Annotated in this window: 21 protein-coding genes; 11 read left to right on the top strand and 10 right to left on the bottom strand. The window is 69.7% G+C overall.

Going from position 1 to position 23,167, the window contains the following annotated elements:
• Together OHA18_RS40545 and OHA18_RS40540 are read left to right on the top strand one after the other, a co-directional pair.
• The gene (locus OHA18_RS40545) at positions 1 to 2,196 is read left to right on the top strand and encodes a WD40/YVTN/BNR-like repeat-containing protein (RefSeq protein ID WP_329000716.1); all 2,196 of its coding nucleotides are present in this window, start codon (positions 1 to 3) and stop codon (positions 2,194 to 2,196) included.
• Positions 2,193 to 4,100, top strand: coding sequence for a beta-galactosidase (locus OHA18_RS40540; RefSeq protein WP_329000715.1), 1,908 nt, complete (start codon positions 2,193 to 2,195; stop codon positions 4,098 to 4,100). The genes OHA18_RS40545 and OHA18_RS40540 overlap by 4 nt, the downstream gene beginning before the upstream one ends.
• On the opposite strand, the gene OHA18_RS40535 is transcribed toward OHA18_RS40540, so the two are convergent.
• Positions 4,076 to 5,101 carry a LacI family DNA-binding transcriptional regulator gene (locus OHA18_RS40535; protein WP_329000714.1) on the bottom strand — a complete coding sequence of 342 codons (1,026 nt, stop codon included), beginning with the start codon at positions 5,099 to 5,101 and terminating at the stop codon, positions 4,076 to 4,078. The genes OHA18_RS40540 and OHA18_RS40535 overlap by 25 nt on opposite strands.
• A 121-nt stretch (positions 5,102 to 5,222) precedes the next feature.
• On the opposite strand from OHA18_RS40535, the gene OHA18_RS40530 reads away from it, so the two are divergent.
• Positions 5,223 to 5,915, top strand: a complete 693-nt coding sequence (locus OHA18_RS40530; RefSeq protein WP_329000713.1) for a glycoside hydrolase family 12 protein — start codon at positions 5,223 to 5,225, stop codon at positions 5,913 to 5,915.
• Here OHA18_RS40530 and OHA18_RS40525 read toward each other — a convergent pair.
• Positions 5,881 to 6,855, bottom strand: coding sequence for a DMT family transporter (locus OHA18_RS40525; protein ID WP_329000712.1), 975 nt, complete (start codon positions 6,853 to 6,855; stop codon positions 5,881 to 5,883). The genes OHA18_RS40530 and OHA18_RS40525 overlap by 35 nt on opposite strands.
• 40 nt (positions 6,856 to 6,895) lie before the next feature.
• Here OHA18_RS40525 and OHA18_RS40520 point away from each other — a divergent pair, with 40 nt between their 5' ends.
• Both OHA18_RS40520 and OHA18_RS40515 read left to right on the top strand, forming a co-directional pair.
• On the top strand, positions 6,896 to 7,390 hold the full coding sequence (locus OHA18_RS40520; RefSeq protein ID WP_329000711.1) for a MarR family winged helix-turn-helix transcriptional regulator: 495 nt from the start codon (positions 6,896 to 6,898) through the stop codon (positions 7,388 to 7,390).
• Between the two features lie 177 nt (positions 7,391 to 7,567).
• On the top strand, positions 7,568 to 9,025 hold the full coding sequence (locus OHA18_RS40515) for a glycosyltransferase family 87 protein (RefSeq protein WP_329006211.1): 1,458 nt from the start codon (positions 7,568 to 7,570) through the stop codon (positions 9,023 to 9,025).
• On the opposite strand, the gene OHA18_RS40510 is transcribed toward OHA18_RS40515, so the two are convergent.
• Entirely contained in the window at positions 9,022 to 9,951 is a 930-nt protein-coding gene (locus OHA18_RS40510) for a threonine ammonia-lyase (RefSeq protein WP_329000710.1), read from the bottom strand. The two genes, OHA18_RS40515 and OHA18_RS40510, sit on opposite strands and share 4 nt — an antisense overlap.
• A gap of 84 nt (positions 9,952 to 10,035) precedes the next feature.
• Here OHA18_RS40510 and OHA18_RS40505 point away from each other — a divergent pair, with 84 nt between their 5' ends.
• Complete coding sequence (locus OHA18_RS40505; RefSeq protein ID WP_329000709.1) at positions 10,036 to 10,296, top strand: WhiB family transcriptional regulator; 261 nt, start codon at positions 10,036 to 10,038, stop codon at positions 10,294 to 10,296.
• Here OHA18_RS40505 and OHA18_RS40500 read toward each other — a convergent pair.
• From OHA18_RS40500 to OHA18_RS40490, 3 genes are all read right to left on the bottom strand, one after another.
• Positions 10,293 to 12,422, bottom strand: coding sequence for an ATP-grasp domain-containing protein (locus OHA18_RS40500; protein ID WP_329000708.1), 2,130 nt, complete (start codon positions 12,420 to 12,422; stop codon positions 10,293 to 10,295). The two genes, OHA18_RS40505 and OHA18_RS40500, sit on opposite strands and share 4 nt — an antisense overlap.
• A 179-nt stretch (positions 12,423 to 12,601) precedes the next feature.
• A complete protein-coding gene (locus OHA18_RS40495) occupies positions 12,602 to 13,894 on the bottom strand; it encodes a DUF2064 domain-containing protein (protein ID WP_329000707.1) in 1,293 nt (430 codons plus the stop codon).
• Positions 13,891 to 14,541: a glycosyltransferase family 2 protein gene (locus tag OHA18_RS40490; RefSeq protein WP_329000706.1), complete on the bottom strand. Its 651-nt coding sequence runs from the start codon at positions 14,539 to 14,541 to the stop codon at positions 13,891 to 13,893. The genes OHA18_RS40495 and OHA18_RS40490 overlap by 4 nt, the downstream gene beginning before the upstream one ends.
• 122 nt (positions 14,542 to 14,663) lie before the next feature.
• Between OHA18_RS40490 and OHA18_RS40485 the strand changes: the two genes are divergently transcribed.
• Together OHA18_RS40485 and OHA18_RS40480 are read left to right on the top strand one after the other, a co-directional pair.
• Positions 14,664 to 15,362: a response regulator transcription factor gene (locus tag OHA18_RS40485; protein WP_329000705.1), complete on the top strand. Its 699-nt coding sequence runs from the start codon at positions 14,664 to 14,666 to the stop codon at positions 15,360 to 15,362.
• Positions 15,359 to 16,501 (top strand): sensor histidine kinase, encoded by a 1,143-nt coding sequence (locus OHA18_RS40480; protein WP_329000704.1) that lies wholly within the window; start codon positions 15,359 to 15,361, stop codon positions 16,499 to 16,501. Before OHA18_RS40485 ends, OHA18_RS40480 begins: the two co-directional genes overlap by 4 nt.
• On the opposite strand, the gene OHA18_RS40475 is transcribed toward OHA18_RS40480, so the two are convergent.
• Positions 16,498 to 17,514 carry an NAD-dependent epimerase/dehydratase family protein gene (locus tag OHA18_RS40475; protein WP_329000703.1) on the bottom strand — a complete coding sequence of 339 codons (1,017 nt, stop codon included), beginning with the start codon at positions 17,512 to 17,514 and terminating at the stop codon, positions 16,498 to 16,500. The two genes, OHA18_RS40480 and OHA18_RS40475, sit on opposite strands and share 4 nt — an antisense overlap.
• Positions 17,511 to 18,287 (bottom strand): S-methyl-5'-thioadenosine phosphorylase, encoded by a 777-nt coding sequence (locus tag OHA18_RS40470; RefSeq protein ID WP_329000702.1) that lies wholly within the window; start codon positions 18,285 to 18,287, stop codon positions 17,511 to 17,513. The genes OHA18_RS40475 and OHA18_RS40470 overlap by 4 nt, the downstream gene beginning before the upstream one ends.
• 77 nt (positions 18,288 to 18,364) lie before the next feature.
• On the opposite strand from OHA18_RS40470, the gene OHA18_RS40465 reads away from it, so the two are divergent.
• Together OHA18_RS40465 and OHA18_RS40460 are read left to right on the top strand one after the other, a co-directional pair.
• Positions 18,365 to 18,859: a hypothetical protein gene (locus OHA18_RS40465; RefSeq protein ID WP_329000701.1), complete on the top strand. Its 495-nt coding sequence runs from the start codon at positions 18,365 to 18,367 to the stop codon at positions 18,857 to 18,859.
• Positions 18,856 to 19,806, top strand: a complete 951-nt coding sequence (locus OHA18_RS40460; protein WP_329000700.1) for an RNA polymerase subunit sigma-70 — start codon at positions 18,856 to 18,858, stop codon at positions 19,804 to 19,806. Before OHA18_RS40465 ends, OHA18_RS40460 begins: the two co-directional genes overlap by 4 nt.
• On the opposite strand, the gene OHA18_RS40455 is transcribed toward OHA18_RS40460, so the two are convergent.
• Complete coding sequence (locus OHA18_RS40455) at positions 19,807 to 20,001, bottom strand: hypothetical protein (protein WP_329000699.1); 195 nt, start codon at positions 19,999 to 20,001, stop codon at positions 19,807 to 19,809. It abuts the gene before it with no gap.
• Positions 20,002 to 20,057: 56 nt separating this feature from the next.
• A complete protein-coding gene (locus OHA18_RS40450) occupies positions 20,058 to 21,713 on the bottom strand; it encodes a bifunctional 3'-5' exonuclease/DNA polymerase (RefSeq protein ID WP_329000698.1) in 1,656 nt (551 codons plus the stop codon).
• A gap of 66 nt (positions 21,714 to 21,779) precedes the next feature.
• Between OHA18_RS40450 and OHA18_RS40445 the strand changes: the two genes are divergently transcribed.
• A complete protein-coding gene (locus tag OHA18_RS40445; RefSeq protein WP_329000697.1) occupies positions 21,780 to 23,135 on the top strand; it encodes an aminotransferase-like domain-containing protein in 1,356 nt (451 codons plus the stop codon).
• Positions 23,136 to 23,167 lie beyond the last annotated feature (32 nt).

Raw genomic sequence — 23,167 nt, 5'->3', positions numbered from 1 at the left:
ATGTCTCTTGCACGCAGGCGGTTTCTTGCCATCGGCACCGGTACGGCGCTGGCCGCGTCCGCGGGTCCGGCAGCGGCGACCGGCTCGGGAGCCGGCGCCGTGGAGGGCGCGGGCAGCGGCCGGCCGGCGTGCTACCGGTGGCGGAACGTGGAGATCGTCGGGGGCGGGTTCGTCACCGGGATCGTGCACCATCCGCGCCGGCGCGGGCTGGTGTATGCGCGGACCGATATCGGGGGCGCGGTCCGGTTCGACAACCGCACCCGGCGATGGGTGCAGTTGTTGCAGTGGGTCGGGTGGGACGAGTGGAGCCTGACCGGAGTCGAGAGCCTCGCGCTCGACCCAGCTGATCCGGGCCGGCTGTACCTGGCCGTCGGCACCTATACCAACGAGTGGTCGCCGATCAACGGCGCGATTCTCCGCTCCCGTGACCAGGGCCGGACCTTCGAACGAACCGATCTGCCGTTCAAGCTCGGCGGCAACGAGCCCGGCCGCTCCATGGGCGAGCGGCTGGTCGTCGACCCGCGCGACGGTCGGGTCCTGCTGTTCGGAACACGCAACCAGGGTCTGTGGCGCAGCGCCGACAGCGGCCGGACCTGGGCCCGGTCGGACGGCTTTCCGGTCGCCGGCAACCCCGGCATCGGCATCGGTTTCGTCTTCTTCGATCCGCGCGACGGCACGATCTACGCCGGCGTCGCGGATCCGGCGCATCCGCTGTACCGCAGTGCCGATGGCGGCCACACCTGGACGACGGTCCCGGGCCAGCCGACCGGACTGTTGCCGCACCACGGCGATTTGGGTGCCGATGGCAACATCTATGTCACGTACGGCGATCTGCCCGGACCGTACGAGATGTACGACGGCGCCGTCCACAAGCTGAACACCGCAACCGGCGAATGGACCGACATCACGCCGCTGCGTCCGAACACCGGCGGCGAGGCCGGATTCGGGTACGCCGGTCTCGCGACGGACCCCCGCAAGCCAGGCACAGTGATGGTGTCGACCATGAGCAGATGGGGGCCGGTCGACGACGTGTTCCGATCGGTCGACGGTGGCCGGACCTGGCACTCGATCGGTGAGCGGATCGTGCTCGACACGTCCGGGGCGCCGTACCTCGACTTCCACGGCACGCCGAAGCTCGGTTGGATGATCGGCGACATCTCGATCGACCCGTTCGACTCGAACAAGGTCATGTACGTCACCGGCGCGACGATCTTCGGCACCGAAGATGTGACCGAGGCAGAGGCGGACCGCAGTACGCATTGGTCCGTCCGCGCGCAAGGTCTCGAGGAGACCGCGGTCCTCGACCTGATCAGTCCACCGTGGGGTCCGCCACTGATCAGCGCACTCGGCGACATCGGCGTGTACCGGCACGACCGGCTGGACGTCGTACCACCGGATGGGCAGGCGTCGAATCCGGTCAGTGGAACGTCGCCGAGTCTGGACTACGCGGCTCGCACGCCAGGATTCGTCGTCCGGTTGGCGAATGCGAATGCGGGCGAGCGCGGTGCCTTCTCGACCGACGCGGGGGCAAGTTGGCAGCCGTTCGCGGGCGAGCCGCCGGCGATGACACAGCCGGGCCGGATCGCGGTGGGCGCCGACGCACGGACGATCGTCTGGGCGCCGGGTGACGTCGTCGCGCACTACTCGCGCGACCGTGGCGCGACCTGGATCGCCGTCGCCGGCCTGCCCGTGGCAACCGTGGTCGTCGGTGATCGGGTCGACGGCAGGCTGTTCTACGGGTTCGATCCGGCGACCGGTACGGCGTACGTGAGTACGAACGGAGGCGTCGCCTTCACAGCGACCGCAACCGGCCTCCCGACCGGATCCGGGAAGCTGGAGACCGTGCTGGACCGGGCCGGGAACTGCTGGCTCGCGGCCGGGCCCGGCGGCCTGTACCGGTCGGTCGATCGCGGGCTGACGTACTTGCCCGTGACCACGATCGAGGAGGCGTACACGATCGGCTTCGGCAAGGCCGCGCCGAGCTGCCCGGAGATGGCGGCCTACACGTCCGGGAAGGTCGCCGGCGTTCGTGGGATCTACCGATCGGACGACGGCGCCGCTTCCTGGGTGCGGGTGAACGACGACCAGCACCAGTACGCGTCGACCGGCGATGCGATCGCCGGCGACCCTCGCGTCTACGGCCGGGTGTACTTGTCGACGAACGGCCTCGGGATTCCGTACGGTGAGCCGGTATGACGCGTCTTTGGTACGGCGGTGACTACAACCCCGAGCAGTGGGATCCGGACGTCTGGAAAGAGGATGTCGACCTGATGCGGCGGGCCGGCGTGAACCTGGTGACCGTCGGCGTGTTCTCGTGGTCGTCGCTGGAGCCGGCGCCGGGGCAGTACGAGTTCGGCTGGCTCGACCAGGTTCTCGGGCTGCTGCACGACGGCGGTGTCAGCGTTGACCTTGCCACGCCGACAGCGTCACCGCCGCCGTGGTTCAGCCGGCTCCATCCCGAGGCATTGCCGGTGACGGCGGACGGCGTACGGCTGACACACGGCAGCCGGGACACGTACTGCGCGTGCGCGCCGGCGTATCGCGAGGCCGCCCGGGGCATCGCGCAAGCATTGGCGGAGCGGTATCACGATCACCCGGCGCTGGCGATGTGGCACGTGCACAACGAGTACGGGACGGTCTGCCACTGCTCGCTGGCGGCCGAGCAGTTCCGCACCTGGCTGCAGGATCGGTACGGGTCGCTCGACCGGTTGAACGAGGCGTGGACGACCGCGTTCTGGAGTCAGGGGTACGCCGACTGGATAGACATTGAGCCGCCGCGTAAGACGCAGTACCTGGTGAATCCCACGCAGTACTTGGACTTCCGGCGCTTCTGGTCGGACGAGTTGCTGGCTGCCTATCGGGAGCAGAAGGCCGAGTTGCGCAAGCTGTCGACGTTGCCGATCACAACGAATTTCGTCTTCGGTGGCTGGGTTCCGGTGAACCACGCGCGCTGGGCCGCCGAGGTCGATGTCGTTGCCATTGACCACTATCCGGACCAGGCCGGGATCGGCGCCGAGGAACAGACCGCGTTCGGAGCGGATCTGGCGCGCGGGTGGGCCGGCGGGAAGCCGTGGCTGCTGATGGAGCAAGCCGCAGGCAGCATCAACGCCGGACGTCGCCTGCACACGAAGGAGCCGGGGCGGATGGCGCGGCACAGCCTGTCTCACATCGCCCGTGGCTCGCAGGGTGCGTTGTTCTTCCAGTGGCGGGCGTCACGGGGTGGCGCGGAGATGTTCCACTCGGCGATGGTGCCGCACGCGGGACCGGACAGCCGGATGTTCCGGGAGATCGCCGCGCTCGGCTCGGAGCTGCCACAGCTGGTTGAGGTTGCCGAAAGCAACGTCGAGGCCGACGTCGCGATCCTCTGGGATGCCGAGTGCTGGTGGGCCATGCAAGGCACCCACCTCCCGTCGTCGTCGCTGGACTACCTCGCCGCGGTACGAGCCGCGCACCGGCACTTCTGGCAAGCCGGGGTCACGGTCGACTTCGCATCTCCGGATGCCGACCTGTCGTCGTACCGGCAGGTGGTTGTGCCGTCGCTCTATCTGATCTCCGACGAGGCTGCCGCGAATCTCGCCGCCTACGTGCACAACGGCGGCCAGTTGGTCGTCGGGTACTTCAGCGGCATCGTCGATCCAGACCTGCGAGTGCGGCTCGGAGGCTATCCCGGTGCGTTCACGGAGCTGCTCGGGGTGCGGGTCGAGGAGTTCCATCCGCTACCCGACGACGGCGAGGTCGTCCTCTCGTCCGGTGGTCGCGGTCGCTTGTGGAGTGAGAACGTGCACGCGGTGACGGCCGAGGTCGTCGATCGGTACGTCGGGGGAGTCCTGGACGGGAAGCCGGCGATCACCCGCCGCCAGGTCGGCGCTGGTACGGCGTCGTACGTGTCGACCGAACTGGACGGCGCGACTGCGGCGCAGTTGTTCGGCTTGTCGACCTCGCCGCTGGAGGCCGTACGACGACGGTCCGGCGACACCACCTGGACCTTCATGTTCAACCACGGCGATACGGAGGTCGTCGTACCCGCCGATGGGAGCGAGTTGGTCGTCGGTGAGCTGCCGTTGCGGCCGGGTGGCTATGCGGTGCTGAGGTCGTCGTGAGGAGCCGGGCCGGTGCTGCCGCGAGCAGTGAGAGTGGGCGGCAGGAGGGTCAGCCCGGGCACGTCGCTGCCCTCGAGCTTGGTGATCAGCGACTCGACCGCCTGCGCGCCGATGCGCTCGGCCGGGATGGTGACCGACGACAGTTGCGGGACCTGGCGTTCGGCGACGTCGTCCGCGCAGATCGCCACCAGCGACATGTCCTCGGGCACCCGGCGGCCGAGCCGGCGCAGTACGTCGAGGAGCGGGCCGATGATCGGCTCGTTCTGCACCACCAGGCCGGTGATGTCCGGGTGCTCCTGAAGCAGCTGCTCGACCGTGTGCAGGATCGCGTCGAACGTGTGCTCACACGGCATTTCCACCCCGAGCACGCCGCGCCGATCGGCGGCCTCGGCGAAGCCGGTCAGTGTCCGCTGCGCGAACCCGGTCTGGCGTTCGTACACGGCGGACGGCGTACCGAGCAGGGCGAGCGACCGGTGGCCGAGGTCGGCGAGGTGGTCGACGCAATGCGCGCCCGCGGCAACGAAATCGAGGTCGATGCAGGTCAGTCCGTCGGCCTGGTCGGGGTAGCCGATCAGCACCGACGGCATCGGCAGCTCGCGCAACAGCGGCACCCGCTCGTCGTGCAGCTCGACGTCCATCACGACGAGCGCGTCCACCAGCGAGCTCTGCGCGACCCGATCCAGACCGTCCGGTCCTTCGTCCGCGGTCAGCAGCAGTACGTCGTGATCGAACCGCCGGGCCGTGGTCACGACCGCGGCCGCGAACTGCATCATCACCGGGACATGCATACCGGTGCGCAGCGGGATGACCAGCGCGAGCACGTTCGACCGCTGGCTGGCCAGGGCCCGGGCGCTCGCGTTGGGCCGGTAGCCGAGTGCGCGGACGCTGCGCTGCACACGCTCCTGCGTGTCGGTCGAGATCGTCCGCTTCCCGCTGAGCACGTAGGACACCGTGCTGGTCGCAACCCCGGCGTGCCGCGCGACATCCGCGATCGTGACCACGTCGTCCCCTTTCCTGGTCTGCCCCAAGTTCTACCCCAGTCGAAGCGCTTCGACACTCTATGCCTTCCCCTGCGTTCGCCCAAGGTCCGGCCGCCGGCCGGGCTCGACGAGAGGAACGGAAATGCCGAGATGGTGGAAAGCAGCAATCGCAGTACTGACAGTAGTGGCCGCCGGCCTGGTGACCGCGGCACCGGCCCAGGCGGCGGCGTGGTCGTCGTCGGACAAGTTCGGCAGTTGGTCCAACGGCGGCTACACCGTCCGCAACGACGTCTGGGGCAGTGGCGCCGGACCGCAGACGATCTGGGCCAACTCCTACAGCAACTGGGGAGTCTGGGCCGACCATCCGAACACCGGCGGCGTGAAGGCGTATCCGCACTCCGCCCGTAACATCGGCCGCTCGATCAGTTCGCTCGGTTCGCTGACCAGCAGCTTCAACGTGTCCCGGCCGGGCAGCGGTGCGTACTCGTCGACGTACGACATCTGGGCCGGTAACAACGCCTACGAAATCATGCTGTGGATGAACAAGCAGGGTGCGGTTGGCGCGATCGGTTCCAAGCAGGCCACGGTCAGCGTGGGCGGCCACACCTGGGACGTGTACCGCGGCAGCAACGGCGCCAACGCGGTCTTCTCGTTCCTCCGCACCTCCAACACCGACTCCGGCTCGGTGGACATCAAGGCCGTCCTGAACTGGATCCGCGGCCAGGGCTGGATGGGGGACGCGACCGTCGGCGAAGTCCAGTTCGGCTTCGAGATCACCTCGTCTGCCGGCGGCATGAACTTCACCGCCAACTCCTACTCCGTCTCGTCCTCCTGACCGCAACCAGTTGATGGGTCGACCCCGGCTCGGGGATCGACCCATCAGCTGGGCCGGCGCCACCAGCCGCCGTCCTCCGGGGCTCGATTCTTGGGCCGCGACGCGGCCGGCTCAGCGTGATGCCGAAGAGTACGAGAGCCAAGCCGAGCAGTTGCCGAAGGGTGAGGACGTCGCCCGAGACCAGGACGCCGAGCAGTACGCCGGTGACCGGGTTGAGCAGCCCGATCAGGCCGACGGCCGCCGCGTCGAGATGACGCAGGCCCGCGAACCAGGCGGTGAAGGCGAGAGCGGTCGCGACCAACCCGACGTACGCGAAACCGCCGATCGCGGGCAGGTCGAGGTGCGGCGGGGCGCCCTCGAAGATCACCGCGAACGGGATCAGCACCAGGCCGCCGGCGATCAACTGCCACGACGTGGTCGCGATCGGGCCGTCGGCACGTCCCCATTTCTTGGCGAGGATGTAGCCGCAGGAGGACATGGTCAGGGCGGCGACCGAGGCGGCGACGCCGCGCAGGTTCACCGCGGTCGTGGCGGTGCCGAGGAGGAGACAGACCCCGCCGATCCCGGTCGCGGCGCCGATGAGGACCGGGACGGTCGGGCGTTCGGCGAGCAGAGCCCAGGCGAAGAGCGCCATCGTCAGCGGTGAGGCGGACATGATCGTCGACGCGAGGCTGACCGGGAGCAGTTGGGCCGCGAGGTAGATCAGCGCGAAGAACGCACCCATGTTGCAGACGCCGAGCAGCAGTGATCGCCACCACCAGATGCCGCGGGGGAGACGCCGGGCCACACAGAGCAGCAGGAGCCCGGCGGGCAGTGCGCGGAACACCGCGCCGTACAAGGGGTGTCCGGCCGGCAGGTACTCGTGGGTGACGAAGTAGTTCGTGCCCCAGGCGATCGGCGCGATCGCGGTGACGAGGGTCCAGCGGAAGGTATCTTCCATGGAAAACACTATATCTTCCCGGGAAGATATAGTGGAGGCCGTGACCGATCATGTGGCCAGGATCCAGGCGGAGTGGCGGGTCGAGCGGCCGGACGTCGATACCGGCCCGCAGGGCGTGATCGGCCGGCTGCACCGGATCGCGAATCAGCTGACCGGTGAGCTGACGCTGCTCTATGCGCAGTACGGGCTGTCGGAGGGGGAGTTCGACGTACTCGCGGCGTTGCGCCGGGCAGGGTCGCCGTACGAGCGGGCGCCGGGCGAGATCGCGCTGCACACGATGGTGACGACGGGCGCGGTCACGAAGCGGGTCGACCGGCTCGAGAGTGCCGGTCTGGTCCGGAGGCGACGCAGCGATGCCGACGGCCGTGGCCGGGTCGTCCGCCTGACCCCGGCCGGCCGCCGGCTGATCGACAAGGCCTTCACGGCCCACATGGCGAACGAGCGCCGCCTGCTCGAGCCGCTCACCGCGGACCAGCGCGCCCAGCTCGAGGGCATCCTCACCACCTGGCTGGCCCACCTGGAGCCGTCCGACTGATCGCTGCCCACGCCGAGCAGGCCCACCTGCAGGACCCGTTGGGTACAGGTGGGTAACCTCTCCCAAGGCCGGGTCTGATGGTCCCACGCCTACTGCGCGGCACTCGGCATGGTGCCTGCTCGCTACGGCGTGGAACCATCAGACCCGGCCTGTCGCAAGGTGAGCCGATAGGAGATGATGCCCACCGTGACCGGACCACAACGCGAGCTCGCGCAGGCGCCGTCGGAGGCTGATCCGGCTGTCGCCGGCCTGACCGTTGGGCTCGGTGGGCCGTCCGGGCGGTTCGCCCGGCTCGGTTCCTCGTGGTGGACGCCGCTGCGGATCGCGCTCGCGGTGTGCACGATCACCTTCGGGCTCGGCGTGCTGCAGAAGGCGCCGTGCATGGAGGCCGGCTGGGACCGGCAGAGCTGGCGTCCGTTCAAGGCGCTCTGCTACTCCGACATCGGGTTCCTCTACCAGGAGCGCGGTTTCGCGGAGGGCAACCGGCCGTTCCTGGACACCGGCAACTACCCGGTCCTCGAGTACCCGGTGCTCACCGGCGGCTTCATGGAGGTCGCGGCGCGGATCACCTGGGTGATCACCGGTGACCCGAAGAAGGACCTGACCGTCGAGCAGAAGCGCGACACGGCCGGTGTGTTCTTCGTGGTCAACATGGTGATGTTGTTCCTCTGCGCGCTGCTGATCGTCGGCTTCACCGTCGCGACGGCCCGCGGGGTCGCGACCCGCCCGGGTGCGGCGCGCGGGCAGCCACTGGACGCCCTGTACGTCGCTGCGGCACCGGTGCTCGCACTGACCTCGACGATCAACTGGGACTTGTTCGCGGTCGCGCTCACAGCGGGCGCGATGCTCGCCTGGTCGCGCGGCAAACCGGTGTGGTTCGGCATCCTGCTCGGGCTCGGCACAGCGGCGAAGTTCTATCCGTTCCTGCTGCTCGGGCCCTTGCTGATCGTCTGCATCCGCGGCCGGAAGCTGTGGCCGTGGTTCCAGGCGCTGATCGCGGCCGGAGTCGCGTGGGGTCTGGTGAACGCGCCGATCTACCTGCTGGCGAAGAACGAGTGGTTGTCGTTCTGGCAGTTCAACGACCAGCGCGAGAGCGACTACGGCTCGATCTGGTACGTGCTCAAGCTCGCCAACCACGAGGTCGCGGACGTCAACCAGCTGAACATCGTGATCTTCGCCGGGCTCTGCCTGTCGATCGCGATCCTCGGGTTGATGGCGCCCAGACCGCCACGGTTCGCCCAGCTGGCGTTCCTGGTCGTGGCCGCGTTCCTGCTGATCAACAAGGTCTACTCGCCGCAGTACGTCCTGTGGCTGCTGCCGTTGGTCGCGCTGGCCCGGCCGCGGCTGCGCGACTGGCTGATCTGGCAGGCCTGTGAGTGCTTCTACTGGATGCTGGTCTGGATGCACCTCGCCCAGTTCCTGGCACCCGGGGACCCGCAGGTGCCCGACCGGATCTACTGGTTGTCCGTGATCCTGCGGATGGCCGGCACGCTGTGGCTGATGCTGGTGGTCGCCCGCGACATCCTGCTGCCGGAGAAGGATCCGGTCCGCCGGGGCGACCTGGTCGACGATCCGAGCGACGGCGTACGGTCCCGGGCGCAAACCAGGCTGGACCCCGCCCTGGATCCCGCCTAGAGCATCAGCTTCGAGACGTCGAGGTTGCCGCCGCTGACGACAGCGGCGGTCACGTCGTCCAGCTGGATGCTGCCTGCCAGCAACGCCGCGAACGGTGCGGCTGCCGCCGGTTCGAGGGCGAGCTTGGTACGGGACATGACCAGGCGGGTCGCCTCCAGCAGGGCCTCCTCGCTCACGCGGACGACCTGGTCGACGTACTGCTGGATGAGCGGGAAGTTGCGGGTGCCGCAGACGGGCGCCGCGAGGCCGTCGGCGATCGAGCGGGCGGTCGGGAGCTTCTGCGGCTCGCCGGCCTCGAGGCTGCGGCTGACCACGTCGGCTTGTTCGGGCTCGATCCCGATCACACGGATCTCCGGTTTCACGAGCTTGACCGCCGTCGCGACGCCCGAGATCAGTCCGCCGCCGCCCACCGGCACCAGCACCGTGCCGAGATCGGGCCGTTCCGCCAGCAGTTCGAGCCCGAGGCTCGCGTGCCCGGTGATCACGTCCTCGTCGTCGAACGGATGGACCCCGGTCAGCTGCCGCTCGTCCTTGATCCGCTCGTACTGCGCCATCAGGTCACCCTCGACGAGCTCGACAGTCGCGCCGTAGCCGCGGGCTGCGTCGATCTTCGCCGGTACGGCGGTCTTCGCCATCACGACGGTCGCCGGGACGCCGGCGTTCCGGGCAGCCCAGGCGAGCGCTCCGGCCGCGTTCCCGGCCGAAACGGTGATCACGCCGCGCTCCCGCGCCGCGGCGGTCAGCCGGAGCAGCTTCGTCAGCAGACCGCGGACCTTGAAGCTGCCGGTCTTCTGGAACAGCTCGGCCTTGAGCACCAGGTCGGCGCCGAAGCGCTCGTTCAGCGCCGAGGAGGTCAGCATCGGCGTGCGGTGGATCCGTCCCTCGAGCTCCCGGGCGGCCTGGCGGATGTCATCGAGTGTCGGCATACCTCAGACCTTAAAAGTCCAGTAACCCGATCATATTTCGAGACATAGCCTGTCGGCTGTCGCGGGCGCTCTACCGTCGGAGTCATGAGGCCGACGCTGACCGTGATCGTGGATCCCGCCGACCGCTGGATGAGCCGGGCCGCGTGTATCGGGCAGGCGCCGGCGTACGACGAGAGCGCGTCCCGCTGGGAGCAGCGCAAGGCCCGTGAGTTGTGTCTGACGTCGTGCCCGGTGCTGGCCGAGTGCCGCGAGTGGGCCCGGCGGACGAAGTACACCGGGACGGCCGCGGGGGAGACCCTGCTGTACGGGCGCCGCCGCGGCCATCCGGAATCGGCTGCGAGCTAGACGCGCGCAGAGACCGCCGTCGCGAGCTTCTGAGCGGCTTCCGGGTGCTGCGGGAAGAACAGTTCCGGCTCGATCAGTTCGAGTTCCATCAGGAGGAAGCGGCCGTTCACGACCACGCCGTCGACGCGGGCGTACGCGGGGGTCCGGCCGGCTGCGTCCAGTGCGGCCTGGGCGCCGTCGAGTACGACGGGAGTCGGGTCGGTCGGCGTCACGGTACCGCCGAAGTCGTCCTGGACGCGGAAGTCGCCGGGAGCCGCGCGCTTGACCACCGCGTGCGTGAACTCGCCGTCGACGAAGATCAGCGACCACTCGCCGTCCGCGACGATCTCGGGCTGGAACGGCTGCACGAGGTACACGATGTCGGGCAGCTCGGCCAGCGTCTGGTCGAGCTCGGCGGAGCCCGCGACGCCGCGGACGGTGTGCAGGGCGGTCGCGCCGACGGTCGGCTTGACCACGATCTCCTGGCCGTCGAGCCCGTTCACTACCTCGCGCAGGCACGCGCCCGCTGCGACCTGGGACGGCACGATCGAAACACCACGCTCGCGGAGCTCCAGCAGGTAGCGCTTATCGCCGTTCCACCGGACCAGACCGGAGTCGTTCAGGACGGGTACGCCGGCCTTGTCGAGCCGGGCGAGCCACTCGGTGAACTCGTCGTACCGCAGGTGGTAGTCCCAGACCGAGCGCAGCAGGACCGCGTCGTACGCCGACCAGTCGACCGACGGGTCGGACCAGACCTCGGCCACCGGGTCGAGGCCCGCGGTGCGGAGCCCGTCCACGAGCGGGAGGTCGTTCGGAGGCAACTCAGCGTGCTCGGCCGAGGTCGCGAGGGCGATGCGTTTCGTCACGTCCGCCAGTGTTCGTCGCGACCGGCGTGCGGTCAAACGTGATTTCGCAACAAGCCGGTGACGGATCGTGATCGTGGTGACAACGATGACAGCCGCGGCGAGGTAGCTCAGGCCCTGGCGGGTGTCGTGGCCGAAGCTCGCGTAGGCGAGGTACGACGCGATCGGTACGGCGATCCATTCGGGGCGGTGCGCGAGGGCCGCGAGCGCGATCAGCGGGAGGCCGTACCAGGGGTACGTCGGGGTGGCGATCAGCAGCGCCGCGCCGTACAGCCAGCAGCAGGTGAGGGCGAGCGGGTCGCGTTTGGTGCAGTGGAAGGCGAGTGCGGCGAGGGCGAGCGCGAGGAGGGCGGCCACGAGCTGGCGTGCCTCAGGAGGCAGCAGGAGCGCGAGAATCGCCGATCTGGAGCTGCCGTCGTCGAACCCTTCCTGGTTGAGGTAGCCGGGCAGGAACCCGAGCACCAAGGTGCCGACGGCAAGGACATGGGGGACGTACGAGGCGACGAAGGTGCTGACGGCAAGGATCGGCCGACGGGTGCGGAATGCCGGGAGGAGAAGGAGAGGGAGGAGCTTGACGCTGCCGGCCGCGCCGAGGAGGACGGCGGCAAGCTTCGGGCGCTTGGCGGTGGTGATGACCGCGGCCGTGATCAGCAGGGCAGCGAGGACGTCGACGTGGGCAGCGTTGCCTGCTTCCAGGGCGACGATCGGTGACCAACCCCACAAGGCCGCCCAGCGTGGATTCTGTACGGCGAGTAGCCAGGTGAGTGCGATCGCGATCAATGCGGCCGCTATTTGCAGGCCGAGCGTGCCGGCCGACCAGGGCGTGAACAGCGCGACCGCGGTGAAGTAGGCCTGCGCCACCGGCGGGTAGATCGTCGGCACCAACGGCCGATTGATCCGCGTCCGGGGATCGTCGGCGGAGTACTTCGCCAGCGCGGCCGGGTCCGTCGGCACCTTCGGGGGTCCGGTCACACCCGACTTCTGCGCCGGCGACAGCCCCGGAAACAGTACGGGGTCCCGCAGTCGCGCCAGCGAGTCGTCCAACGGCACCCGCGCGTACGGCGAATGCCCCGACAACTGCACCCGCCCGTCCCACACGTACCGATAGGCATCCGTACTCGTGATCGGCGCGTGCATCAGCCCGGGCACCTGACACAACCCCGCCACGATCACCACCCCCGCGACCGTCAACCCCCGACCGAACCGCCAGACAAGGGCAGCAACCAGAACGGTCCCCACCGCCAGCACCACATTCGGCCACCACGACAGCCGCACCGCCACCATCACCCCGACACAAACCCCAACAGCCCCACCCCCCGCTGCCCACGCCCGACGACGTGACGTTTGAGGGGTCAACCCCCCAGATTGCCGGTTGACCCCATGCATGCAGGGGGCACAACCGGCCAGCTCAGGGGTTGACCCCTCAAACGTCCGGGGGTGTGCGGGGTCGGGTGGCGTGGGCGTCACGCGGGCCTGCTGGAGGTCAGGCGGTCGGGTTGGGAGACGGCGGTTCGGCGGAGGGTGAGGAAGGCTCGGTGGCCGGCGCGCCAGTCCTCGGTCGGGTGGAGGTCGGCGTGGCGGGCGTAGCGGAGTACGGCGTGGGTGCCGACTCTTGCCCAGGGCAACGGGGTGGAGCGGCGGCCGGTGGAGCTGCGCAGCACGATCGGGGCGGTGTCGTCGAGGTCGTCGTCCGGGTCGACCTCGACCAGGACCAGGCCGTCGGGGCGGACGAGTTCGGCGCAGCGGCGGAGCAGGTCGACGGGATCGCCGCCGATGCCGATGTTCCCGTCCATCAGCAGCACGCTGCCCCAACGGCCCTCGCCCGGCAGGCGATCCTGCACCGGCCGGTGCAGCGCAGCCGCGCCGCGCGACGTCGTGAGCGAGACCGCCCGCGGCGAGACATCGACGCCCAGTGCGGGGATCCCGCGTTCGGCGAGCGCGGTCACGATCCGCCCGGGTCCGCAGCCGATATCGAGCACCGGGCCTTCGCAGCGGCTCAGCGCGAGCCGGTCGACCTCGTCGGCGGGTGCCGTCCACCGGTCCAGCTCGGACAACGCCGGCACGGTCCGTCCATCGATGCCGGTGGCAACAACTCGCGCCGTACCACCGAGGGCCTGCTCGAACAGCAACCCGGGATGCGCCGCATGCTGCAGCCGCCGGTACAGCCGCGACACTCGCAGGGACGGGAACTCGGCAGCGAGGTAGGCCGCGTCGCGTGGCGTGTCCATGTCCCGCAGCGTCGGCAGCATGCGCACCCGCAGACCCAGTTCCTGCAACCGCCGCAGTTGGTCGCGTCCGGTGTGATCGGTCGACATCGGTACGCCGACGAGCGCGCGGCGGTCCGGCGTTCGTAGCCCGAGGCACCAATACCCGCCGTCCTCGGTCAGCCCGAGCACCGCGTCGTACCCTGACCAGTGGAACCCGAGCAGTTCGGGCGGGAGCTGCGGTGTGTCCATCCCCACCAGCAGCATCGGCGCACCGTCGTACGCGTCCTCGAACGCGGCCGCGATCCGCTCGTCCAGCCCGTCGCCACGCTGCCCGACGACCGCGAACCCGGCCGGCAACCACGGCCCCGGATCGCCTTCGAGCGCGAGGACTCGCCGCGACGCAGGGGCTGCCCGTACTGCGGTCAGTGTGTCCACGAGCGACGCCCGCGCCAACGCGGCCGCCTCCTGTGCGGTGAACTCGCTCTGCAGCCGCGTCTTCACCCGCCCGGGCACCGGCTCCTTCGCGATGACGATCAACGTCCCCTTCATCGGGCGAGGACCTTCGACATGTCGAGTACGGCGCGGGCGGCCCCGAGGGGAGTCCCCGTCACCTTCGAACGCCCTGAGCGCGGCAGGTAGTCCACCTCCACCTCAGCGATCCGCCACCCGGCATCGGCCGCCTTCACGACGGTCTCCAACGGGTATCCGGACCGCCGGTCCGTCAGCCCGAGGCCGAGCAGCGCGGTACGCCGGGCCGCCCGCATCGGACCGAGATCGTGCAGAGAAACGCCCGTACGGCGCCTGATCCGCCGGGAGAGTTCGAGGTTGGCCAGTCGGAGATGCCACGACCAAGCGCCCCGCGACACGGCGCGCCGGCGTCCGACGACCAGGTCGGCGCGGTCGGCGACGACGGGCGCGATCACCCGGATCAGCTGCCGCGGATCGAGCGACGCGTCGGCGTCCATCACCGCGACCACGTCGGCTTCGGCCGCTTCCAGTCCGGCGTGACACGCAGCGCCGTACCCCTTGACCTCGCACCGTACGACGGTCGCGCCCAGCCGGGCGGCGATGTCGGGTGAGCCGTCGGTGGAACCGTTGTCGACGACGATGGCGCGGACGCCGGGCGGGAGCCGTTCGAGGATCCAGGGCAGGGCGGCCGCCTCGTTCAGGCACGGCAGGACGAGATCGACGGACATGTTTCGACCGTAGGGACGAATGCGCGGCGCCGGTGGCCGAACGCGGCTACGGATCGCTTACGTCGTACTGCGTTCCGGTGCTGGTGCGGCCCGGCGCCGACCGGACGATCTACGCTCTGAAGGTGGCAACTCGCGTACTAGTGGTCGACGATGACCCGACCGTGTCCAACGTCGTCTCCGCCTACCTGACCAAGGCGGGGTACGACGCCCGCGTGGTGGCGGACGGCTTGTCGGCGGTCGAGGTCTGGCAGCAGTGGAAACCGACCGTCGTCGTACTGGACGTGATGCTGCCCGGACTGTCCGGCCTCGACGTGCTGCGCCGGATGCGCGCGGCCGACGACGGAGCCGCGGTGATCATGCTGTCCGCCCGCGGCGAGGAAGAGGACCGGCTGGTCGGGCTCGAGGTCGGCGCCGACGACTACGTGGTCAAGCCGTTCAGTCCGCGAGAGCTGACGCTGCGGGTCCAGGCGATGGTGCGGCGCGAGGAGCGGCTGGCCGGACTCGACCTCACGCCGACCAAGCTGAGCGCGGGGCCGGTGATGGTCGACACCGCGGCGCGGCGCGCGTACCTGGACGGTGCGGAGCTGTCGCTGACGCACCGCGAGTTCGACCTGCTGGCCTACCTGGTGTCGCACGCGGGCAAGGCGTACACGAAGGCCGAGCTGCTGCGCCGGGTGTGGGGCTGGGACTTCGGTGACTCGTCGACGGTCACCGTGCACGTACGGCGGTTGCGGGAGAAGATCGAGGCCGATCCGTCGGATCCGAAGCTCGTCCTGACCGTGCCGCGGACCGGGTACCTGTTTGCCGGCGACGCGTCATGAACAAGGACATGTTCACGATCTTCGCGCTGACCACGCTGTGGACGCTGGTCGTGGCGGCGATCGGCGCGGCGGCGCTGTGGCAGTTCCGGCGGCGGTCGTTGCGGGTCACGTTGATCGTCGCGGGCCTCGCGCCGATGGCGGCGGCGTTGGCCGCAGTACTGCAGAGCGTGCGGGCGATGTTCATCTCCGAACACGACTCGTGGGTGGTCCTGTGGACGTTGGCATTCGCGGCGCTGCTCGGGCTGGCGATGACGGTGCTGCTCGGGCACTGGATCAGCACCGGGTCACGGGACGTCGGGCGGCGGTTGCGGCAGCTCGGAACGTCGTACGAGGCGCCGGAGATCGCGACTGGCGCGGTGCCCGCCGAGCTCGCCGACCTGACGAACGAGCTGGAGATGACGCGGAAGAAGCTGGCTGCGTCGCATGAGCGTGAGCGGGCGCTGGAGTCGAGCCGGCGGGAGCTGGTGGCGTTCATGTCGCACGACCTGCGGACGCCGTTGGCGGGGTTGCGGGCCGTGTCGGAGGGGCTCGAGGACGACGTGATCGACGACGTACCGGGTGCGCTGCGGCAGATGCGCTCGACGGTCGATCGGATGACCGGGTTGGTGGACGACCTGTTCGAGCTGTCGCGGTTGTCGGCGGCGCCGTTGCCCCGTCGGCGGTCCGCGGTCAGTCTGCGGGAGTTGGCGGAGGATGTGGCCGGGGAGAACAACGAGCACGCGCGGGCCTCGGGTGTTTGCCTCAAGGTGTCGACGCCGACGGACGACGATCGGCTCGCCGTCCAAGGGGATCCGGACGAGCTGACCCGCGCGGTGACCAACCTGGTCGGCAACGCGATCCGGCACACGGAACGCGGCGGGACGGTGACGCTGTCCGTCGACCGTGAGTCCGACGGGCGGGTGCGGCTCGCGGTGACCGACGGGTGTGGCGGGATTCCGGCGGACGACCTGGAGCGGGTGTTCGACGTGGGGTGGCGCGGCGACGAACAGCGCACCCCCGATGCTGCCGGCGGTGGAGGCTTGGGCCTGGCCATCGCCCGCGGCGTGGTCGAGTCCCACGACGGGAAGATTGCCGTCAGCAACATCGACGGCGGCTGCGCCTTCCAGATCGACCTCCCGCCGGTGGCCACTCACAACTAGCAGGTCCGCAGCCCGGCGGTGAGGTCGATGGCCGGCTTCCAGCCGAGGTCGGCCTTGAGCCGGTCGGAGGACGCCGTGATATGGCGGACGTCGCCGAGGCGGTACTGGCCGGTGACCATCGGGTCCGGGCCGTCGTAGAGGTGAGCGAGCTCGGCAGCCAGGTCGCCGATCGTATGGACGGTGCCGCTGCCGACGTTGTACGCGGTGAATGCCGGCTGGTGAGGGAGCGCCCCGGCCGCGGTGGTGACCGCGGCTGCGACATCGCCGACGTGAACGAAGTCGCGACGCTGGCCGCCGTCCTCGAAGACCCGGGGCGCTTCGCCGCGTTCGAGGGCCGAGCGGAAGATCGCCGCGACTCCGGCGTACGGCGTGTTGCGGGGCATGCCGGGGCCGTAGACGTTGTGGAAGCGGAGTGCGGTGACTCGGCCGTCCGTTTCGCGGGCCCAGGTGGCGGCGAGGTGTTCGCCGCTGAGCTTGCTGGCCGCGTAGGCGTTCCGCGGATCGAGTACGGCGTCCTCGGTGACGAGACCGGGCCGCAACGGGGCGCCGCAGTACGGGCACGGCGGCTCGAAGCGGCCGGCTTCCAGATCTTCGGTACGGCGTGGCCCGGGCGCGACCTGGCCGTGATCGTCGCAGTCGTAGCGGCCTTCGCCGTACACGACCATCGAGCTGGCGTAGACGAGGTGGCGGATCTTGCCGTGGGCAAGGGCCTTGAGCAGGATCGCCGTACCCAGGCTGTTGGTGGAAACGTAGTCGTCGATGTCGTCGAGGTGCACGCCCAGACCGACCTTCGCGGCGAGATGGACGACGGTGTCGATGCCCTCGAGCGCCGCCGCCACACAGTCGGCGTCGCGGATGTCGCCGACGATCAGGCCGGGACGGGGCGATGGCCTGTGGGCATGGACGTCCTGGCGGAACGAGTCCAGGACGGTGACGTCGTGGCCTTCGGCAACGAGTTGGTGGTGGACGTGCCGGCCGATGAAACCGGCGCCGCCGGTCAGCAGGACTCTCATCGGGCGGCCGCCGTACCGTCGAGGGAGTGATGGCAGCTGCAGTCGGTGTCGGGCTTGGGGAGCTGGCCGATCACGTCCTTGAGCAGCTCCTGCAGGCGTTCGATGCTGTGCTTGAAGGCTTCGAAGACCTCGGCCTGGGTGACTCCGGCGCCGGTCTCGACGCCCGCGTCGTGGTCGGTGACGACGGCGATCGACGTGTAGCAGAGCGCGAGCTCGCGCGCGATCGCGGCCTCGGGTGCGCCGGTCATACCGACGACCGACCAGCCTTGCGCGGCGTGCCACTGCGATTCGGCCCGGGTCGAGAACCGCGGTCCGTTGATCACCACCATCGTTCCCTCTGGTACGACGTTGCCGCTGGCAATCACCGTGGCACGGCCGACCGAGCAGTACGGGTCGGCGGCGGCGGTGTGGACCACCGGAGGTTCGTCGTACACCGTGTGCGGGCGGCCCCAGGTGCGGTCGACGTACTGGTCCGGGACGACGAAGGTGCCGGGGGTGAGCTCGGGTTTCAGCGAGCCGACCGCGCACGGGCCGAGGACCTGGCGGACGCCGAGTTCCCGCAGGGCCCAGAGGTTCGCGCGGTAGTTGACGCGGTGCGGCGGGAACCGGTGGTCGGCGCCGTGCCGGGGGATGAACGCGACCTGGCGGCCGTCGAGATCCCCGACCACCGGCGGCTCACTGGGTGCGCCGAACGGGGTGTCGAGCTCGATGGTTTCCGCGTCGGTGAGGAACGAGTAGAACCCGGAACCGCCGATCACGCCGATGTCAGCCATGGCCTCGACGCTAGCGTCAGGCGGCACTGCGACTACTCGATCCGGCTGGACCGTCAGCGCTCCGTAAGAATGGGATCGTGGAGATCTCCTGGGTGCTGCTCGCGGTCGGCGTGGTGCTGCTGCTGTTCGGCGCCTACGCGAGCTGGACCGCCGGCCGGCTGGATCGGCTGCACCACCGGGTGGAGCTCGCCCGCGCGTCGCTGGAGACCGAGCTGGCCCGCCGGTCCGCGTTGGTCGCCGAGCTGGCCGGCAGCGAGATCCTCGACCCCGCGTCCGCCCTGTTGTTGCTCGACGCTGCGCATCGGGCCCGCGCGGCATCGCTCGACGTACTGGAGGTGCGCGAGCAGGCGGAGTCCGCGCTGACCCGCGCCATCCATGCCACCGGCACCGACATCGAGCCATGGGCGGGGGAGTTGACGCTCGCGATGCGCCGGATCCAGCTGGCCCGGCGCTTCCACAATGATGTGGTCGTGTCGACCCGCGACCTGCGGCAGCGGCGGTTGGTGACCTGGTTCCGGCTGGCCGGCCGGGCGCCGATGCCGACCACGATCGAGCTCGAGGACGGGCGATGAGCAGCTTCGAGGAGGACGTCGAGCGCTACCGGCACGAGCTGCGGGTGCACTGCTACCGGATGCTCGGGTCGTACGACGAGGCCGAGGACCTGGTGCAGGAGACGTTCCTGCGGGCGTGGCGTGGTTTCGAGGACTTCGAGGGTCGCTCCTCGGTGCGGGCGTGGCTGTACCGGATCGCGACCAACGCATGCATCGACGTACGGCGGCCGCGGCGGGTCCTCCCGTATCAGCTCGAGCCGGCATCGTTCCCTGCTACTGCCCTTCCAGCGCGCGAGGACGTGCCGTGGCTGCAGCCGTTTCCCGACGTACTGCTGGATCGGGCCGAGGAGCCGGATGCGGTCGTGATCCGGCGGGAGACGATCGAGTTGGCGTTCCTGATCGCGATCCAGCATCTGCCGGCGCGGCAGCGGGCCGTCCTGATCCTCCGCGACGTGCTGGGTCGGTCGGCCCGCGAAACCGCCACAGCGGTCGACCTGTCGGTGGCCGCCGTCAACTCAGCCCTCCAGCGGGCTCGGCCTGTCCTGCGCGAGCACCTACCTTCGCACCGCTCCGAATGGTCCGCTCCCGATGCCTCCGCCGACGAACGCAAGCTTCTTCGGTCCTACCTGGACGCATGGGACAACGCCGACCCTGACGCGCTCGCGTCCCTGATGCACGAAGACATCCGCATCACGATGCCGCCGTACCCGTTCTGGTTCGAGGGGCGCGAGGATGCAGTGCGTTCGCTGATCCCGAACCTGACCCCGGAGTACCGCGGTCATTGGCGTTTCCTGCCGACCACGATCAACCGCCAACCCACCCTCGCGGCCTATCTCCAACCGGCGGGCGCATCGTCGTACCAGTTGTTCGCCCTGGACGTCTTCCGCATCGAGGACCACCGGATAGCGGAAATGACCGCCTTCGAAACGACGAACCACAAACTCTACGGCCTGCCTGAGACGGTGTGATCAGACGCCGTTCCGGTTGGGCTGCTTGCGCTCGCGGTCCGAATAGTCGGCGACCACTTTGCGACGGACGTAGACCCTGCCGTCGTCGCCGAGGTGGCCGGCATCGGTCGCCTTCGCGGCTCGACGGCCGGTGGTCTCACCGCCACCGGCGACTGCCTTGCGGGCCGCTTGTGCTCTCTGTCCCCACTTCCCCACGACGTTCTCCTTCTGTCGGTCGGGAGTTCGCAGACGGTGCCGGCCCAGGGGCGATGCTATTTGGCGTCGGCGTAGATCTCAACGGTGGCGGTGGTGAAGGCGAAGTTCGTGGGGGTCGGGCCGAAGGTGAGGGTGCCGGCCAGGTTGCTGGCCTGCTGGATGACGTCCGCGACCTGCTCGGCCTCGTCGGCGGGGCAGTGGACGATGACCTCGTCGTGCTGGAAGAACACGAGCTCGGCCTTCAACGGCGTGAGGGCCTGGCGGAGCGCGGCGAGGAGCAGGAGGGCCCAGTCGGCGGCGCTGCCCTGGACCACGAAGTTCCGGGTGAAGCGGCCGCGGGCTCGTGCATGGCGAGGGTCGGTCGTGGGGAGGTCGGCGGGCGGACCTTCCAGCAGGGCCGCGTCGAGCGGGTGGCCGGTCGGCGGGCAGGTGCGGCCCAGGTACGTCCGGACGAGCCGGCCCTCTTCGCCCGCTCGGGCGGCGTCGTCGACGTACGCGACGGCCTGGGGGAATCGTTTGCGGAGCATGGCGAGGTTCTTCAGCCCGTCTCCGGAGGTCTGTCCGTAGATGGCGCCGAGCACAGCGAGCTTCGCCTGGGCCCGGTCGCCGGAGAACGCCTGATCCGACACGGCCTTGTAGAGGTCGCCGGCATCACTGGAGACCTCCATCAGCGCGCGGTCGCGGGAGATGGCGGCGAGGACGCGCGGCTCGAGCTGGGAGGCGTCGGCGACGACGAGACGCCAGCCGGGGTCGGCGACGACCGCGCGGCGGATGACCTTCGGGATCTGCAGACCGCCGCCGCCGTTGGTGATCCAGCGGCCGGAGACCGTGCCGCCGGGGACGAACCCGGGGCGGAAGCGGCCGTCGTGGACCCAGTCGTTCAGCCAGGACCACCCGTTGGCGGTGTAGATCCGGTAAAGCTTCTTGTACTCCACCAGTGGCGCGACCGCCGGATGGTCGATCGTCTCGAGCTCCCAGCGCCGGGTCGACTTCAACTGGTGGCCGGCCTGCTTGAAGGCCTTGAGCACATCCGCCGGCAGGTCGGGCCGGACCCGGTGACCGAACGCGGCCGAGATCTCGTCCGCGAGCTCGGTCAGGCGGCGTGGCTCGCCCGTACCGCCGAAGCGCTCGCCGAGCAGCTCGCTGAGGACGTCGCGATGGGCCTGCGCGCTCCACGGCAGACCCGCGCGATCCATCTCGGCGGCGATCAGCATCGCGGACGATTCCGATGCCGTCAGCAACCGCATCCGGTCCGGGAACTCGGCGAGCTCGTGCCGTCGCAGTTGGTCGGCGTACACCCGCAGCAGGGCCTGGAACGCGATCGGCTCGGCGGGGATGTCGAACAACGACGACTGCTCACCAGGCACGACGGCCCGCATCGGCGGATCGGGTGGCACGGGCGCACCGCTGAGTCGCGCCCAGGCGGCGGCCGCGGAGCGTGGTTCGCCGAGGCGGCCCTCGTGGCCGAGCAGCAGGCCTTCGGTGTTCTCGAGGTCGTAGCACCGCTCGACCCGGACACCAGCGGCGAGCAGGCGTGGATAGATCTCGGCCGACGATCGCCACACCCAGCGAGTGACGTGCGGCCGCGAGGCGACGGCCGCGACGAGATCAGGCTCGTGCCGGATCTCACCGGCGGGCTGGCCGTCCGGATGCAGCGCGACCAGCGTCGCCCCGCCGCCCTCCTCCGGGCCGATCGCCCACCGCTCGTCCATAGGCAAATACAAGCACCCCGGACGGACAGTCCGCGGGCATGAGGCCAGTGGTGGGATAGTGGACTTATGTGGCGGATGGGGGATCTGGAAGCAGCGGACGGCACGAAGACCGAGCAGGTCGAAGGTCTGGTACTGCGGCGGATCGAGCGCGGGGACCTGTCGATCGGCTCGCGACTGCCCTCGGAGCGGGTCCTCGCGGACCGTCTGGGTGTCAGCCGAGTGACCGTCGTCCGCGCGTTGGAGAACCTGCGCCGCGACGGCGTACTGGAGACCAAGCGCGGGTCCGGCACCGTGGTCCGGCCGCTGGACCGGTTGCTCGACCCAGTGGCGCCGGCGTCGACCGTGACGGCAGGGGACCAGCCCGTGCTGGACCTGCGGTTCGCCACCACCGCAGCGCCGCATGACGTTGCCGAGGCGGCCGCCCAGATCGTCCAGGACGGACTACCGCAGGCAATGGGTGGCGACGGACCGCCGCCCGGCGGGTCGCAGGAGCTCAGAGCAGCGTTGGCGGAGCGGTTGACCGTAGAGGGTGTGCCGACCGAGCCGGACCAGCTCACGCTCACAGTCGGCGCGGCAGCCGGTCTGAACGCCGCACTGGCCGGACTGGACCTCGGGCCGGGTGTGGCGATCACCGAAACCCCGACGTACCCAGCCGCCTTCGATCTGCTCCGAAAGCATCGCCTCGACGTAGCAGGCTGGCCTGCCGGCGTGTGGGACACCGACCAGCTCGCCCACCTCTGCCGACGTCACCGCCCGAAGGTCATCTACCTGCAGGCCGACAACCACAACCCGACCGGGCTGAGTCTCCCGGCGGATCGTCGGCAGGCCGTTGTGGAGATAGCACGCCGGTACGGCGCTGCGCTGGTCAGTGACGAGACCATGCGGCCGCTGTGGCTGGCGAACGGTCAGCAGGCCGAGCCACTGAGCCGGTATCCGCGGACCGTCAGCGTCGGGTCGCTCTCCAAGACGGTGTGGGGTGGACTGCGAGTCGGCTGGGTCCGGACCGGCAAACAGTTGCGACGACGCATCAACACCGCCGCACAGCTCAGCGTGGCCTCGCCGAGTGCACTGGACGACCTCCTGGCCCGGGCGATCGTCCCGAAGCTCGACAAGGTGATCGGCCGCCGCCGTACCCGTCTCCGCGCCAACCTGGCCGCACTGGAGACTGGACTCAACACACTGGACGGTGTGGCCTGGCCCACGCCCACCGGCGGTATGACGCTGTGGCTGGAGCTCACCGAGACCAGAGCACGCAGAGTGCTCGAGGCAGCACGCGAGCAGAACCTCCTGCTCGGCTCAGGCGACCTGTTCACACCGGACGGCACCGACCGGCGCCACATCCGCATCCCGTTCACCGCCCCGCCCGCGACGCTCCGGCTGGTGGTCGCCCGTCTCGGGGATGCGCTGGCTCAGTCCACTTGATCCGAGGTGGACTGAGGATAGATGCCCGAGAC

This window comes from Kribbella sp. NBC_00709 (genome assembly GCF_036226565.1).
GTDB lineage: Bacteria > Actinomycetota > Actinomycetes > Propionibacteriales > Kribbellaceae > Kribbella.
The sequence above is the reverse complement of the archived record's forward strand: the minus strand, read 5'-3'. Positions and strand labels throughout refer to the sequence as shown.

What these genes read in the sequence shown, in the direction of transcription:
- OHA18_RS40475 (WP_329000703.1), bottom strand. Translation starts at nt 17,514, where the DNA reads ATGAGAGTCCTGCTGACCGGCGGCGCCGGTTTCATCGGCCGGCACGTC.
- OHA18_RS40540 (WP_329000715.1), top strand. Translation starts at nt 2,193, where the DNA reads ATGACGCGTCTTTGGTACGGCGGTGACTACAACCCCGAGCAGTGGGAT.
- OHA18_RS40500 (WP_329000708.1), bottom strand. Translation starts at nt 12,422, where the DNA reads ATGGTGGCGGTGCGGCTGTCGTGGTGGCCGAATGTGGTGCTGGCGGTG.
- OHA18_RS40515 (WP_329006211.1), top strand. Translation starts at nt 7,568, where the DNA reads ATGCCCACCGTGACCGGACCACAACGCGAGCTCGCGCAGGCGCCGTCG.
- OHA18_RS40490 (WP_329000706.1), bottom strand. Translation starts at nt 14,541, where the DNA reads ATGTCCGTCGATCTCGTCCTGCCGTGCCTGAACGAGGCGGCCGCCCTG.
- OHA18_RS40445 (WP_329000697.1), top strand. Translation starts at nt 21,780, where the DNA reads ATGTGGCGGATGGGGGATCTGGAAGCAGCGGACGGCACGAAGACCGAG.
- OHA18_RS40525 (WP_329000712.1), bottom strand. Translation starts at nt 6,855, where the DNA reads ATGGAAGATACCTTCCGCTGGACCCTCGTCACCGCGATCGCGCCGATC.
- OHA18_RS40495 (WP_329000707.1), bottom strand. Translation starts at nt 13,894, where the DNA reads ATGAAGGGGACGTTGATCGTCATCGCGAAGGAGCCGGTGCCCGGGCGG.
- OHA18_RS40505 (WP_329000709.1), top strand. Translation starts at nt 10,036, where the DNA reads ATGAGGCCGACGCTGACCGTGATCGTGGATCCCGCCGACCGCTGGATG.
- OHA18_RS40450 (WP_329000698.1), bottom strand. Translation starts at nt 21,713, where the DNA reads ATGGACGAGCGGTGGGCGATCGGCCCGGAGGAGGGCGGCGGGGCGACG.
- OHA18_RS40470 (WP_329000702.1), bottom strand. Translation starts at nt 18,287, where the DNA reads ATGGCTGACATCGGCGTGATCGGCGGTTCCGGGTTCTACTCGTTCCTC.
- OHA18_RS40545 (WP_329000716.1), top strand. Translation starts at nt 1, where the DNA reads ATGTCTCTTGCACGCAGGCGGTTTCTTGCCATCGGCACCGGTACGGCG.
- OHA18_RS40530 (WP_329000713.1), top strand. Translation starts at nt 5,223, where the DNA reads ATGCCGAGATGGTGGAAAGCAGCAATCGCAGTACTGACAGTAGTGGCC.
- OHA18_RS40460 (WP_329000700.1), top strand. Translation starts at nt 18,856, where the DNA reads ATGAGCAGCTTCGAGGAGGACGTCGAGCGCTACCGGCACGAGCTGCGG.
- OHA18_RS40480 (WP_329000704.1), top strand. Translation starts at nt 15,359, where the DNA reads ATGAACAAGGACATGTTCACGATCTTCGCGCTGACCACGCTGTGGACG.
- OHA18_RS40510 (WP_329000710.1), bottom strand. Translation starts at nt 9,951, where the DNA reads ATGCCGACACTCGATGACATCCGCCAGGCCGCCCGGGAGCTCGAGGGA.